14 protein-coding genes are annotated in these 14,457 nt (G+C 70.2%); 11 read left to right on the top strand and 3 right to left on the bottom strand.

Annotated features, from left to right (window positions below; translation table 11 throughout):
* Positions 1-84: 84 nt before the first annotated feature.
* The 3 genes from HG542_RS00230 (at position 85) to HG542_RS00220 (ending at position 3,170) form a co-directional block, all read left to right on the top strand.
* Positions 85-1,065, top strand: a complete 981-nt coding sequence (locus HG542_RS00230) for a DMT family transporter (RefSeq protein WP_171077881.1) — start codon at positions 85-87, stop codon at positions 1,063-1,065.
* 170 nt (positions 1,066-1,235) lie between these two features.
* On the top strand, positions 1,236-1,727 hold the full coding sequence (locus HG542_RS00225; protein WP_171077880.1) for an inorganic diphosphatase: 492 nt from the start codon (positions 1,236-1,238) through the stop codon (positions 1,725-1,727).
* A gap of 24 nt (positions 1,728-1,751) precedes the next feature.
* Positions 1,752-3,170: a hypothetical protein gene (locus HG542_RS00220; RefSeq protein WP_171077879.1), complete on the top strand. Its 1,419-nt coding sequence runs from the start codon at positions 1,752-1,754 to the stop codon at positions 3,168-3,170.
* 103 nt (positions 3,171-3,273) lie between these two features.
* On the opposite strand, the gene ssgD is transcribed toward HG542_RS00220, so the two are convergent.
* Together ssgD and HG542_RS00210 are read right to left on the bottom strand one after the other, a co-directional pair.
* Entirely contained in the window at positions 3,274-3,684 is a 411-nt protein-coding gene (gene ssgD / locus HG542_RS00215; RefSeq protein WP_171077878.1) for a spore wall synthesis regulator SsgD, read from the bottom strand.
* 107 nt (positions 3,685-3,791) lie between these two features.
* Positions 3,792-4,967 carry a sensor histidine kinase gene (locus HG542_RS00210; protein ID WP_171077877.1) on the bottom strand — a complete coding sequence of 392 codons (1,176 nt, stop codon included), beginning with the start codon at positions 4,965-4,967 and terminating at the stop codon, positions 3,792-3,794.
* A gap of 133 nt (positions 4,968-5,100) precedes the next feature.
* On the opposite strand from HG542_RS00210, the gene HG542_RS00205 reads away from it, so the two are divergent.
* Positions 5,101-6,180 carry a WD40/YVTN/BNR-like repeat-containing protein gene (locus HG542_RS00205; protein WP_229922757.1) on the top strand — a complete coding sequence of 360 codons (1,080 nt, stop codon included), beginning with the start codon at positions 5,101-5,103 and terminating at the stop codon, positions 6,178-6,180.
* 3 nt (positions 6,181-6,183) lie between these two features.
* Here HG542_RS00205 and HG542_RS00200 read toward each other — a convergent pair whose 3' ends face one another.
* Positions 6,184-6,483, bottom strand: a complete 300-nt coding sequence (locus tag HG542_RS00200; protein WP_171077876.1) for a YciI family protein — start codon at positions 6,481-6,483, stop codon at positions 6,184-6,186.
* 52 nt (positions 6,484-6,535) lie between these two features.
* On the opposite strand from HG542_RS00200, the gene HG542_RS00195 reads away from it, so the two are divergent.
* The 7 genes from HG542_RS00195 (at position 6,536) to HG542_RS00165 (ending at position 14,345) form a co-directional block, all read left to right on the top strand.
* Complete coding sequence (locus tag HG542_RS00195) at positions 6,536-7,228, top strand: endonuclease V (protein WP_171077875.1); 693 nt, start codon at positions 6,536-6,538, stop codon at positions 7,226-7,228.
* A 485-nt stretch (positions 7,229-7,713) separates the two neighbouring features.
* Entirely contained in the window at positions 7,714-9,441 is a 1,728-nt protein-coding gene (locus HG542_RS00190) for a recombinase family protein (RefSeq protein ID WP_171077874.1), read from the top strand.
* 943 nt (positions 9,442-10,384) lie between these two features.
* Positions 10,385-10,531, top strand: a complete 147-nt coding sequence (locus tag HG542_RS35875; protein WP_229922756.1) for an HNH endonuclease — start codon at positions 10,385-10,387, stop codon at positions 10,529-10,531.
* A 1,086-nt stretch (positions 10,532-11,617) separates the two neighbouring features.
* Positions 11,618-12,553, top strand: a complete 936-nt coding sequence (locus tag HG542_RS00180) for a major capsid protein (RefSeq protein ID WP_171077873.1) — start codon at positions 11,618-11,620, stop codon at positions 12,551-12,553.
* Positions 12,554-12,718: 165 nt separating this feature from the next.
* On the top strand, positions 12,719-12,961 hold the full coding sequence (locus tag HG542_RS00175; RefSeq protein ID WP_171077872.1) for a hypothetical protein: 243 nt from the start codon (positions 12,719-12,721) through the stop codon (positions 12,959-12,961).
* Positions 12,962-12,968: 7 nt separating this feature from the next.
* Entirely contained in the window at positions 12,969-13,484 is a 516-nt protein-coding gene (locus tag HG542_RS00170; protein ID WP_171077871.1) for a DUF6879 family protein, read from the top strand.
* A 12-nt stretch (positions 13,485-13,496) separates the two neighbouring features.
* Entirely contained in the window at positions 13,497-14,345 is an 849-nt protein-coding gene (locus HG542_RS00165) for a helix-turn-helix domain-containing protein (protein ID WP_171077870.1), read from the top strand.
* Positions 14,346-14,457 lie beyond the last annotated feature (112 nt).

The raw sequence follows: 14,457 nt of genomic DNA, 5'->3' as shown, positions 1-14,457 counted from the left end.
GTCCTCAGGGACGACGACGGGAGCCTCCGGCGCGAGGCATCGTGGAGACATGGACGACTTCGGGACGGCTCGCAGAGGAGAGCAGTGAGCGCGCTGGTGGCCTCCGTTCTGCTCTGCCTGGTCTCCGCCGGCTGCTACGCGGCCGCGGCCATCGCCCAGGAGCGGGTCGCCGCCACCGGGGAGGCCGGCGGCGGGGCGCTTCTGCCGCTGCGCCGCGCGGGCTGGTGGGGCGCGGTCGCACTGACGTGCGCCGGCGCAGGGCTGCACGTGGTGGCGCTCGCCTTCGGGCCGCTCAGCCTGGTGCAGCCGCTCGGCGCGCTGACGATCGTCTTCGCACTGCCCATGGCGGCACTCTTCGACCGCCGGCCCGTCGGCGGCGCCGGATGGCGCGGCGCGCTCCTGGCCACCGCCGGCCTCGCCGGGCTGCTGAGCCTGACCGGCCCGCCGCGCGCCGAAACCCTGGGCAGCGCCCAACGTCCGGTCCTCACCGGCGTCGTGCTCGCCTGCGTGGCCGCGCTGGTGCTGCTCGCGCGCTGCATGCGCAGACCCGTCGTGCGCGGCGTGGTGCTGGCGGCGGCCGCGGGGACGGCCTTCGGAATGGCCTCGGTCTTCACCAAGGCCGCCGACGAGGACTTCGAGGCGCACCGCGTGGGTGCGCTGCTGCCCGCCCTCGTGGTGATCGCGGTGCTCGCCACCGCGGGGATGCTGCTGTCCCAGGCTTCGTACCGGGGCGCCGGGCTGGCGGCCCCGCTGTCGACGGTGACCATCGTCAACCCGGTGGTGGCCGCGGCCGTCGGTGTCGTGGTGCTGGGGGAGGGTTTCCGGTACGGCCTCGCCGGCGGCCTGCTGGCCGTCGCGGCCGGCGCCGTGGCGGCGGCCGGCGTGGTCGTGCTGACGTACCGGTCGGCGGCGGGTGAACCCGACGCCGTGGCGCGGGAGATCGTGGTGACGGCGCACCGGGTGCCTGCGGCGCGTGTGCCGGACCTGCGCCCCGTAGGGGCGCTGGGGGCACCCCCAGCGGTAGCTGGGGGAGGAACTGCGCGATCGGCCACGACGCGCCCGTAGTCGACGTTCTCGGGGCTGCGCCCCGGACCCCCAGGGTGGTGCGTTCGGCTGCGGGTCGGTGGGGGCTGGTCGCGCAGTTCCCCGCGCCCCTTACGGGGCGCCATGGCGCGCACCGGCGCTCCGCGCCACCATGAAGGCCGGCCGGCCCACCGCTACCGAGGAGCGCGCCCGTGGAGTTCGACGTCGTCGTGGAGATTCCGCAAGGCAGCCGCAACAAGTACGAGATGGACCATGAACGGGGGCGCATCCGGCTGGACCGGATGCTGTTCACCTCCACCCGCTACCCCGCCGACTACGGATACGTCGACGGCACGCTCGGCGCGGACGGGGAACCGCTGGACGCGCTCGTCCTCGCCGGCGACCCCACCTTCCCCGGCGTCTTCATCCGGTGCCGCACCATCGGCATGTTCCGCATGCGGGACGAACAGGGCGAGGACGACAAGGTGTTGTGCGTCCCCATCGGCGACCCCCGCTACGAGCACCTGCGCGACCTGCGGCACCTGCCGGAGTTCGACAAGCTGGAGATCCAGCACTTCTTCGAGGTCTACAAGGAGCTCGAACCCGGCAAGTCCGTCGACGGCGCCTGCTGGGCGGACCGGGCCGCCGCGGAGGCGGAGATCACCGCATCCCGCGAGCGGGCGAAAGGAACGCAGACGCAGTAGGCGCGGATGCGGTAGAAGGAACGCATGGCAACTACGGGGCGGCGGGCGCCCGATGGACGGCTGCTCGCCGTCGCGGTCGCATACGCGGTGGTCCAACTCTGCTATGCCGTCGCGCACATGGACCTCGGCTGGGACGAGACCGTGTACCTCTCCCAGGTCGATCCCCGCCACCCGGCCGCGTTCTTCAGCGCGCCCCGCTCGCGCGGTGTGAGCTTCCTCGTCGCCCCTGTCGTCGCCGTCACCCCGTCCGTGCCCGTGCTGCGGGTGGTGCTGGTGCTGCTGTCCTCGGCCGCGCTCTACGCCGCGTTCCGGGTGTGGGATCCGCTGGTCGGCCGGGCGCGCGTCGCACTCGCGGCGCTGCTCTTCGCCACGCTGTGGATCACGGTGCTCAGCGGGCCGGAGGTGATGCCGAACCTGTGGATCGCACTGTCGGCCGTCGCCGCGGTGGGGTGGTTCCTGCGCACCCGGGGCGACGGACGCCGCCGGGCCCTCGTCGGCCTCACCGCCACGCTCGCCGCGGCCGCGCTCTTCCGCGCGCCCGATGCCGTCTGGCTCGCCCTGCCCCTGCTCGCCGTGTGCGCCGCGGCACCGGAATGGCGCCGGCCCGGCACCGTGGCCGCCGTGCTGGGCGGGCTCGCGCTGGGCGGCGTGCAGTGGGCGGTGGAGGCGTACGTCCGCTTCGGCGGCATCGGGAACCGGCTGTCGCTCTCCAGCGACACGGAAGGCGGCATGGGCGCCCACCTCGGCGCGGGACTGCGGGCCGCCTACCGCAGCCTCAACGGGCCGCAGCTGTGCCGCCCTTGCCACATCGCCGGGCCGTCGCCGACGCACGCGCTGTGGTGGCTGCTGCTGCCGGTGCTGGTGGTGGCGGCGTGCGCGGTGGGGCGGAGGGAGGAGCGGGCGGTGACGCTGCTGCCCATCGCCTGCGCGGTGGCCCTGGCGGCGCCGTATGTGCTGTTGCTGGACTACTCGGCGCCGCGGTTCCTGCTGCCGGTGTACGCGCTGCTCTCCCTGCCGGTGGCGGGACTTGTGGTGCGCGTGGCCCGGGGGCGGCGCGCGGTGACGGGCGTGGTGTGCGTGGTGCTGGCTGCCCACGGTGCCGTGCAGCTGAAGGAGTTGCGGCTGAACACCGCCGATGCGCGGGACACGACTGTGCGGTACCGGCGCGCCGCACAGGAGTTGGGGCGGCTGGGGGTGAGGGCGCCGTGTCTGGTGACGGGGCCGCGGGCGCAGCCGATCGCGTACGAGGCGGGGTGCGCGTCCGCGGAGACGATGGGGAACAACCGGTCGACGACGGTGCGGGGCATCGTGGATGCGGCATCCACGATGCCGGTGGCGATTCTCTACGATCCGCGGGATCCGTATGTGCCCGCTTATGCGCGGGCGTGGCGGGTGCATGTGTTGCCGGGGACGGATTGGGCTGTGTACGTCAACGTTCGGTAGGGGGCGCGGCACGTCATCTGCGGGCGCGTCGTGGTTGCTCGCGCAGTTCCTCCCCCAGCTACCGCTGGGGGTACCCCCAGCGCCCCTTGCGGGGCGCCCCCAACTACGGGGCGAGGAGTGCCGCCAAATCGCCCTCCACGTCCAAGTGGACCCCCTCCGACCCCGCAGGGACCACCGCGTAGGAGCCCGCCAGGAAGCCGCGCAGCTCCGCCGTGTCGATCTGCACCATCGCCACACCCTCCGCCGCGTGCAGCTCCAGCACGGTGCGCTGCGGTCCGCACGGCCAGACGCGGACGTCCCCCGTGCCCGACGGCGTGAGCAGGCCCCGCGCGAGCAGTTCGCGGGCGAAGGTCCACGAGACCTCCGAGCCGTCGAGCGAGGCCGCGGGCGGGAAGACGATGTGGACGGCGAACGGGTCGGCGCTCGCGTACCGCAGACGGGCCCGGACCGTACGGGTCGGCGGAGTCGACGCGATGAGCCGTGCTTGGACAGCCTGGTCGATGACAGTGGACAACGCCTGCTCCCTTGCGGTTGATGTCCGGGTGGTGCGGTCCGTGCCTTCCTCGAAGGGTGAGACGTTGGAACCATTACGGCAGTGCGATGAATGGAGCGTGACCTGCGTCACGCTTGAACCGGCAGGACGGCCAGCACCTCCCACCCGCCCCCGGCCACCGGCCCCGCCGTCAGCGAGCCCCCGATCGCGTCCGCGCGCTCGGCGAGGCCCACCAGGCCCAGCCCGCCGCTCTCCTCGGGCGGCCGCAGAGGAGCACCGCGCCCGCCGTCGTCGCGGACGGACACGAAGAGCCGCTCCCCGGACCGCTGCAGCGTGACGTCCACGGCCGAGGCGCCGGGGCTGTGCTTGGCCACGTTGGCCAGCGCCTCGTCCATGATCCGGCGTACGGACGCGGCCAGTTCGGGGGCCAGCCCGGCACCGAAGGACGGGTCGACGTCGAAGGTGACGCGCGCACCGGGATGCGCGCGGCGGAAGGCCTCGACGGGTTCGGCGATCCGGTCCGGCCCCGGCAGCGGCTCCCGGCGCGGGTGGTCCTGCTGCAACACCCTCAGCAGCCGCTGGGCCGTCGTCATGGCCACGTCGCCGGCCTCCTGGATGTCGCGCAGCGAGGCGGCCACCCGCTCGTCCTGTGCCAGCGACCCGGTGGCCTTGGCCAGCAGGGTCATCGCCTGCACGTGGTGGGCGACGTAGTCGTGCAGCTCGCCCGCCAGCTCCCGCCGTTCGGCCTCGCGTGCGGCGGCCACCGCCTGCGCGCGTTCGGCGTCCCGGTAGCGCAGGCACAGTCCGAGCGCGGCGACGCCGGCCACGACGAGCGCGGAGGCGACGACGGTCGTGCCGCTCGCGTCCGCGTCCCGGACCGGCGCGGCCAGCACCCCGCCCGCCAGGGCGATCCCCAGCGGCACGGCCGGCCGCACCGGGGTGCGCCAGGCGACCAGGCACAGCAGCACCAGCAGGGCCGCGCTCTCGGTCAGGCCCCACGCGGGGACCGGCTGCCCGTCCGCCAGCAGCCGGCCGGTCACCGCCCAGGACACCCCGACGGCCGCCGTCGCCCGCGCGGTCAGCGGCGCCCACGGCAGCACGCACAGCGCCACCAGCAGCCCGGCGATCCACACCAGCAGATGCGCGTGGTGCGCGGCGGCGGAGTACGACGCGTAGGCGTGGGCCCTGCCGAGCAGACGGCCCTCGCACACCCACAGTCCGCACAGGGCGGCCGCCGGCCAGGCTCGTCCGCGGGCGGTCCGGGGGCGCGCACCGGCGACCGGCGGCGGTGGCATCTGCGTCATGCCCCCCGACGCTAGGCAGCCGCGCGCACGCATGGATCGACCGTCCAGCCACATGCGCCTGGCCGAAAGGATGAATGTTTGACGGCCTCGGGCCGTGGACGCCACCACCCGGCCTCCGCTAGCTTGCCGGTCCATGACAAGTCGGACGATGGGACGCGGCCTGGCCGCACTGGCCGCAGCCGTCTGCGGGCTCCTTCTCCAGGCACCGGCCCAGGCCGCCGCCCCGCACCCCTCCTGGTCCTGGGAGGCCCGGCCGGCCGGCACCGACGCGCGCTTCCGCGGGCTCGCGGCCGTGAGCCGGTCCACCGCGTGGGTCGCCGGCACCAAGGGCACCGTGCTGCTCACCCGTGACGGCGGCCGCCGCTGGCGCACCGTCTCCCCGCCCGGCGCGGGCGGACTGGAGTTCCGCGACGTCAAGGCCTTCGACGCCCGGCACGCCGTGGTCCTGGCCATCGGCGAGGGCGAGGCCTCCCGCATCCTGCGCACCGACGACGCCGGCCGCACCTGGACGGAGGCCTTCCGCAACACCGACCCCAAGGCCTTCTACGACTGCATGACCTTCTTCGACCACCGGCACGGCATCGCCCTCGGCGACCCCGTCGACGGACGCTTCCGCGTCCTGGGCACCGGCGACGGCGGCCGCAGCTGGCACGTCCTGCCCTCCGCCGGCATGCCGTCGGCCCTGCCCGGCGAGGCCGCCTTCGCGGCGAGCGGCCAGTGCGTGGCGAGTTCGGGCCGCCACGACGCGTGGATCGCCACGGGAGGCGGCGCCGTCTCCCGCGTCCTGCACTCCACCGACCGCGGCCGCACCTGGACGGCCTCCGCCACTCCCGTACCGGCGGGCGACCCCGCCCGGGGCGTCTTCGCCCTCGCCTTCCGCGACCGCACGCACGGGCTGGCCGTCGGCGGCGACTACCGCGCCGGGCAGCCGTCCCCGCACGCCGCCGCCGCGAGCGGCGACGGCGGGACCACCTGGGCCGCGGCCGCACTCCCGCCCGCCGCCTACCGCTCCGGCGCCGCCTGGCTGCCGCACAGCCGCACCACGGCCGTGGCCGTCGGCCCGACGGGCAGCGACCTCACCACGGACGGCGGCCGCAGCTGGCACGGCTTCGACACGGGCTCGTACGACACCGTCGCCTGCGCCCCGGACGGCGGCTGCTGGGCGGCGGGGGAGAAGGGCCGGATCGCCCGGCTGGGGCGATCCGGACGGTGACGGTCAGGACGGCAGCGTCTCGCGGTACTGCTCCAGCGGCTCGGCGGTCTTCGTCGCGAAGAACTTCGTGATCGTGTACTCGCACACCCCCGCCACGCTGAACGGGTCGCTCTTGGCGATCTCCTCGATCTTCGTCCGGTCGTCGCCGAGGGCGATGATGATGCCGCCGTCCCGCGGGTCCTTGCGCCCGGAGGCGATGAAGACCCCGGAGGCGTAGTGCGAATCCAGCCAGGCGACGTGCTCCGGCAGTGCGGCCTCGATGCGGTCGATGGGCGCGATGTACGTCAGCTCCATTACGAACATGATCGACAGGCTACGCCCGTGCCGTAGCGTGGGAACCACTATGACCAGTGCCATGACCGATACGTCCCGCGGTGTGCCGCCCGACTGGCCCACGACCGAGGCGGAAGCGACAGCCGTCCAGGACGAGTTGCGCAGCCGTGTGATCCTGGACGAGCCCGGCCCGGCGCCGGACGCGCCGCTGGTCGCGGTGGGCGTGGACGTCGCCTACGACGACGAGCGCGACGTCGTCGCCGCGGCCGCCGTGGCGCTGGACGCGGCCACGCTGGAGGTCGTGGGGCGGGCGACGGCCGTGGGCAGGGTCAGCTTCCCGTATGTGCCCGGCCTGCTGGCGTTCCGTGAGATCCCCACCGTGCTGGCCGCGCTGGACCGCCTCGCCGTGGAGCCGGGCCTGGTCGTCTGCGACGGCTACGGCCTGGCGCACCCGCGCCGCTTCGGCCTGGCGAGCCACCTGGGCGTGCTGACGGGCCTGCCGACCGTCGGGGTCGCGAAGAACCCGTTCACCTTCCGCTACGACCAGCCGGGGCCCCTGCGGGGCGATACGGCGCCGCTGCTCGACGGGGAGGAGGAGGTGGGGCGGGCGCTGCGCACCCGCGAGGGGGTGAAGCCGGTGTTCGTGTCCGTGGGCCACCGGGTGAGCCTGGACGGGGCGTGCGCGCAGGTGCTGCGACTGGCACGGGGGTTCCGGCTGCCGGAGACGACGCGGGCGGCGGATGCGTTGTGCCGTGCGGCGCTTCGGGGGGCGTAGGGGGCGCCGTTCACCGGGGGTTGCCGCCCCCGGAACCGTCGACCAGTCGGCTGCGGGCCCGCGGTGGCTGGTCGCGCAGTTCCTCCCCCAGCTACCGCTGGGGGGACCCCCAGCGCCCCTGACGGGGCACAACCCCGGCAACGTCGAGCAGCCACCCCGGGGTCCGGGGCACAGGCCCGGTTTCGCGAAGCCCCGAAACTCCAGAGTGATAGTTCTGGAGTGGTCGGCCCATGGTGGCGTCCTCGCAGGTCAAGCGGTCCCGGCAACCTCTGCTCTCCACGGAGGGCATGGAGAAGAGCGATGTAGCAGGGCTCACGGTCGGAGGCGTTGGGAATCTCTCCGTCCCTACGGCCCGCATGGAGAAGTGCGACGTAGCAGCGGGTGCCGGGAATTCACTGGTCCCTACCAGCGGCATGCAACAGGGACATGCGGCGACATCTGCGCAGGTCAATGCCTCCGGGCAACCGTTGCTCCCCACAAAGAGCATGGGGAGCAACACAACTGTAGGAACCGTGTTCGCCGAGACCCTGCGCGGGGTCCGGTGCGTCCGCCTGTCGGTTCGGACGGATGAGACGACCAGTCCCGAGCGGCAGCGCGAGGCCGACGACATAGCAGCGGCAGCACTCGGGATCGACTTCGGCGGAGGCGACGCGCTGCGCGAAGCGGTCGACCTGGACGTGTCCGCCTCCAAGATCGGACCGTTCGACCGTCCTCAGCTCGGCGGGTGGCTCGCACGTCCCGATGACTTTGACGCCCTGGTGTGGTGGCGCTTCGACCGTGCCATCCGGTCCATGGCGGACATGCACGATCTCGCGAAGTGGGCGCGGACCCATCGCAAGATGCTCGTGTTCGCCGAGGGCATCGGCGGGGGTCGGCTGGTGTTCGACTTCCGCAACCCGATGGACCCCACGTCCGAGCTCATGATGATGATGCTCGCGTTCGCAGCGCAGGTGGAGACGCAGAGCATCAGCGACCGCGTCACCGGGGCACAGGCAGCCATGCGCCGGATGGAACTGCGCTGGCGTGGCGGCGGCCGTCCCCCGTACGGCTACCTGCCTTCCCCCATGCCCAAGGAGCATGGCGGGAGCGGTTGGACGCTTGTCCCTGACCCAGATGCGGTCAACGTCATTGAGCGGATCATTGCCGAGCTGGTGTCCGGCAAGACCCTGCACGCCATCGCACAGGGACTCAACCGTGACGGCGTACTGCCCCCCTCCGAGCACTGGAAGGCGTACAAGGCGAGGAACAAGGGCACCACCGACGCAGATACCCGGGACGCCACCGAGAACGCCGAGCCGAAGAAGCGGCCCGCACAGTGGGTGTCGGAGACCATCCGGAACATGCTCAAGAACCCGACGCTCCTGGGCTGGAAGATGCATGCCCGCAAGCCTGTGCGGGACGACCAGGGCAACCCAGTCATGGCCACCACGCAACCGATCCTCACGCGGGAAGAGTTCGACCAGGTCGCCGTACTGATCACGCCGAAGCCGACAGCAGAGAAGGCGCCCCGCCGTAAGGACTCGCCGGCGCTGCTGCTGCGCGTCATCCACTGCGACGGGTGCGGCGGCCGCATGTACCTCAACAAGTCCTCGGGGAACTACGGGTGCTCGTCCTACAAGTACGGGACGCACTGCGATGCTCCGGCCACCGTCCGCGCCACGTGGGTGGACGAGTACGTGACCGCCGAGTTCCTGCGGACTGCCGGACCGGTGCAGATCGCCCGCGTCACCGAGATACCGGGGTACGACCCTCAGCCGGAGATCGACGCGACCGTTGCGGAGATGGAGGAGCACGACGAGCAGAAGGGCCGCCGCAAGTCCAAAGCCGGTATGGCTGCTTGGCAGCGCCGCGCGGATGCCCTTGAAGCGCGTTTGGCCGAGCTGGAGTCCCGGGAGAAGCGCGAGCCCCGGCGTGAGGTCGTTTCCACGGGCCGCACCTTCGCCGACGAGTGGCAGGCGGCGGACACTGAGGGCAAGCGAGCCATGCTCATTGACAGCGGTGCCCACCTGGCGGTCAAGCGCGGCACCAAGGGCGGGTGGCGCACACTCGACCTGCGACGCGTTGAGTTCACCATCACCGGGGACCTTGAGCCCGTTATTGAGGAACTCGCCGCCGTCGCTGCGGAAGTCGAACACGAGAACAACCCCGAGCACGCCCCCGCGCCTGGTGCCCGCGCGCGGCTCCAACAGGGCGCGATATCCGCAGCCGCATAGGGCCTCTGGGGGCTGCGGACGCCCCCGGACGATCACTTGGCCGTCCGGGGCCTTGTCGTGCCCGCAGGCAGGCGTACGGGGCTTCCCCCGGGCCCCGCCGGCTCAGGGCTCGCTCCGGACTGCTCTACAGCAGGCTGAGTGGTGTTGGAGTGACGGTTTACACCACTTTTTTAGAACACATAGAAAAAATACAAAGAAAGAGAGACCGGTACCTCAAACGGCACTGCGCCACCGGGGGACCGACCAGCGGGAATCCGTCCGTCCCTACTACTCCCGGAAGCGGAGCGCGACGAGACCGCACCAGGTGCACCGCAGCAACGGTGACGCCCCTAGGAACTCGTCCGTCCCTACTGATCGCACCGAGAGAGCGGGATTACCGCGCACCCACCCCGAGGGGGAACCTTGGCGGACTGAGTGCCCGACTCTCGGAACCAGCGTTGCCCGTGCACCACGCGCCCCCGCGTTACTCGGGGGTGGCCGCAGGGGTCGTGAGGCAACGTGCGGGGACCGCACCGCCCATGAGTAACCGCCTCTTGATCGGGGGCGCCGAAAGGGGCTGTAAGCGCGTGCGGTCCCCACCGTGTCCGGACTGGCCCCGAGCCGGCGAGGACATGCAAGCCCGCTGACCCAACGGCTAGAGGTGCGCGGTACCGGCCCCCTCGGGGAGATCCGTACGCATTCCGCAGAGTTCCCCGGTTCGAGTCCGGGGGCGGGCACACAACGACGACCACCACCAGGGGGACGCACATGCGCTGTATCGACTGCACCGAGCCCGCCACACACCGAGGACGCTGCAAGACGCACCACGGGGCGTACGAGGGTCGCCCGAGCGTCCGCACCCGACGAGCACGGGGCAGGCGACGGGCGAACCGCCGGGACGCTGCTGCGAGGCTTCGCCGGCGAGTGCAGGAACGGGGCTCGGCCTGGTGCGACTGGTGCTTGGGTGACTTCCCCCGCGGACGGGGTGGACGTGGACCACGTGCGCCCGCTGTCCCTCGGCGGTGAAGACGTGGACTCGAACGTCCAAGTGCTGTGCCACGAGTGCCACCAGCTCAAGACGCGTACCGAGTTCGGTGTTAGCGCGACGTGAGCCACGCTGCTAGCCCACTTCCGGTGGTTGTGGCGAGAGCTGCCACCAGCCATCTAGGGATGCGCTGAACGGTCAAGTTCAGTCCACCGCAACGGAGTTCGAGGTGTGGGGGTTCGGCTATGTCGCTCGTTCGCTTCATGGCGGTAGGACAGCACGGGATCGCTGTACGACCAAACACACACACCCCGCCTTACGCCGAATGGTGGGCTCCGCGCAGCGCCCCCTGACATGGCGGCGTGTGTCAGCGGGATGTGATCCATGCCGCGAGCCCGCTTCCCGTGGCAGTGGCGAGACCGCCCACCAACCATCTAGGGATGCGCTGAACAGTCAAGTGCAGACCACCGCAGCGAAGTTCGAACTTTGGAGTGTTAATCGAGCTGTTACCGCTCCCGGTCGTTGTTGTCATGCTCCAAGACCAACACAAGGGAACTCACTGACACCACCGATGTCGAGGAATTGACTGGTGAAAAATTCTTCGCCTGGTGAAGAAGACTGCGGGGGCGAAGAATGCTTCACCCCCTCCGTAGTTCGGAGGTACCCCCATGCCCCGTAAGCCCCGCCCCCCGTGCTCTGTCCCCGGGTGCCCCGAGCTGACCACGGGTGGCCGCTGTGCCAAGCACCAACGCGAGGCGGAACAGCAGCGCGGGACGAGTGCGGCCAACGGCTACGGGACACGGTGGCAGCGCACGCGTAAGGCGTACCTGTACCGGAACCGTTGGTGTCTGCTGTGCGGTCGCACGGCCACGGTTGCCGACCATTTCCCTTTGTCCCGGCGTGAGTTGGTGACTCAAGGGGTTGCCGATCCTGACGCGTTCAGCCGGCTCCGTCCGCTGTGCACGCGGTGTCACAACCGCGAGACCGCTAAGCGGCAACCGGGTGGTTGGGCTGCTGCGAATGCGAAGCCCATTCGGTCATAGTGTGCGGCTTCCCCAGGGGGGTGGCCCCCTCCCCTCGCCTTCCAGAGCGGCAGGGAGGCGAAAAACTCGCATGGCTTATTTGAGCGTTTCTGTGGGTCATGTCAGCCATCGGCAATTAGGCGGCGCTCGCGTGAGCGCCACATTTGCATGCCTTTAAAGGAGGAAACTCATGGCTCTCACCCTTGCTGAATCTGCAAAGCTCTCTACCGACATGTTGCAGCGTGGCGTCATTGAAATGTTTGTGCAGGAATCCCCGATCCTCGATCGGCTGCCGCTGATTCAGGTGACGGGCAACGCCTTCAAGTACAACGAGGAGTCCACGCTTCCCGGGGTGTCCTTCCGGGCGGTGAACGAGGCGTATCCGGAGAGCACGGGCACGCTGAACCAGCGGATCGAAACCCTGGCGATCCTCGGCGGCGATGCCGACGTGGACAAGTTCATTGTGCAGACGCGTGGTGACCTGAACGATCAGCGTGCCGTTCAGACCACGCTCAAGATCAAGGCTGCCTCGGTCCACTTCGCGGACCAGTTCTTCAACGGTGACGTGGAGGTCAACCCGAAGGGCTTCGACGGTCTGCGCAAGCGGCTGTTCGGCGCTCAGGTACTGGACGCAAAGGGAGCGGGCCCGGTCGCCAACGGCCATGACTTCTTTGACGCCCTGGATGCCCTGACAGCACAGGTACGCGGCATCAGCGGCTCCAACGGCGCGCTGTACATGAACGCCGCGCTCCGGGCCAAGATCGAGTCCGGGTTCCGCCGGCTCGGCGGTGGCGAACTCCTGCGCGAGGAGATCGCAGGCAAGCGCACCGTCACGTGGAAGGGCATCCCGCTCCTGGACGCCGGACAGAAGCTCGATGGGGCCGATGTCCTGCCGCTGACGACGGGCACCGGCGGGAAGCAGACCGGCGACATCTACGCCGTCCGCTTCGGCACGGGCGAAGCCGACGCCGGAGTCTCCGGACTGACCAACGGCGGAGTCCAGGCAACAGACCTGGGCGAGGCTCACGACAAGCCCGTCTACCGCACCCGCATCGACTTCTACTGCGGTCTCGCCCTGTTCGGCGGCAAGGCGGCCGCCCGCCTGAACAACGTGCTCGTCGGCTGACATGAACCCCGCACTTGCTACCCACCGGGTATGCAGGTGCGGGGTTTCGTCATGCTCAGATGTAGTTTCAAATGCCGTACTACTCCGTCCACTTGACGGTTCTCTGCCGTAGGGGCGAGGCTCGCCCGTGCACACTGGTGCAACCCTTCGACCGTGGGAGCGAGCATGGCCTTGAAGTTCCTCGGCATCATCCCGAATACCCCGGACACGGACTCTCCGACGATCTGGCTCGACGAGGAATCCGGTGACCTTCTGATCCAGTCCTACAAGGCCACCGAGGAGGAGGTGAAGAAGTGCCAGGAGATCGGTTCGATCCCTGGTCACTCCACGACTGTGCCGGACCACGAGACGATCATCCGACTCCCCAAGGTCATGCTCCAGTTCATCCCCAAGCCCGACAGCGAGTAAGGAAGAGATGACGACGCCCGTACATGAGGGCCTGGCCAAGGCCACGCAGTCAGCCGTTCACCTGGAGATGCGCGACACCTATCAGCCCAGCGATCCCGAGTTCATCGCTTGGCAGCAGGGCAAGCGCCTTGATCCCGCTGGCGACCGGTCGTCGTGGTGGCGCCCGTTCCTCGACGTGGTGGCCGAGACGACAGCGCGCGGGGTCGTGATGCAGCGCGCCCGGATCGTCTCCGAACCGGTGACCGACTACATCCGGTACGAGTACGACGTGACGTTCCCGAATATCGTGGCTGGTGAGCAGGTGCGGTGGCTGGCCCGGCGCAAGGCAGCAGACATCGCGCTGCCTGGTACCGATCTGTGGATGTTCGATGACAAGGCCGTACTGTTCACCTATTTCTCCGGCATCGGCGAAGTGGTCGACCGTGAATGGCGCACAGAACCGGCTGTCGTGGACCTCGTGAAGTCGGCGTTTGAAACGGTCTGGGAACGGGCCACCCCGCACGAGGAGTACCGGCCCCGCTGATCCTTTGGCCCCATGGTTGTCTCTCCGTCTTCAAGCGCTCAGCAGGCCCGGCAGGCTCTGGCGGACCGGCTCGCGGAGCTGTGCCGGGATGCTGGGCTGACCGGGCGTGATCTCGCCCGTCTGTGCGGCTGGCATGCGTCCAAGTCGTCACGGATCATGAACGCGCGGACTCCGCCTTCCGCCGATGACATCCGGGCGTGGTGCCGGGCGACCGGTGCGGAGGATCAGACGGCCGATCTGGTCGCCTCGCTGCGCACTGCCGAGGGGATGTGGATCGACTGGCGGCGCATGGAACGCACCGGGCTGAAGCAGGCGCAGGAAGCCCGGTTGCCCTTGTACGAGCGCACCCGCCGGTTCCGCTCGTACTCACCCGGACTCGTGCCCGGATTGATCCAGACCCGCGCCTACACCGAGACAGTGTTGCGGGCTGTGCAGCGGCGCAGGGTGACGGTTGACGACGTGGTCGAGGCGGTAACTGCGCGCATGGAACGGCAACGTGTGCTGCACGAGGGGAGCCGGCGGTTCGCCTTCCTCATGGAGGAGACGGCCTTGCGGAACAGCCTCGGCGACGACGACATGCTCACTGACCAGCTTGGCCACCTGGCCACGGTCGGCTCCCTCCCCAACGTCAGCTTGGGCATCGTGCCCGAACAGCGCCACCGCTCACGGATGCCGGTCGAAGGGTTCTGGATCTACGATGCGGCACAGGTCAACGTCGAGCTGGTATCCGGTTACCTCACCATCACACAGCCGAGCGAAGTCGCCATGTACGCAGACACGTTCGCCGAACTGGCCGACATGGCCGTCTACGGGACACAGGCACGAGCACTGATCACGGCAGCCATGGATGCACTCCGGTAACTGCCGTGCAATCTCGTAGAACCTCCTGGGAGTTGAGGCTGCTCGGTTCCTAGCGTGGTCGTCATTCAGACGTCACGAGGAGCGGGGATGCGTACTCGTAGGACCACCATGT

The sequence above is a fragment of the Streptomyces morookaense genome, assembly GCF_013030945.1.
Taxonomy (GTDB): Bacteria; Actinomycetota; Actinomycetes; order Streptomycetales; family Streptomycetaceae; genus Streptomyces; species Streptomyces morookaensis.
Note: the sequence above shows the minus strand (reverse complement) of the source record. Positions and strands in the feature narration are given on the sequence as shown.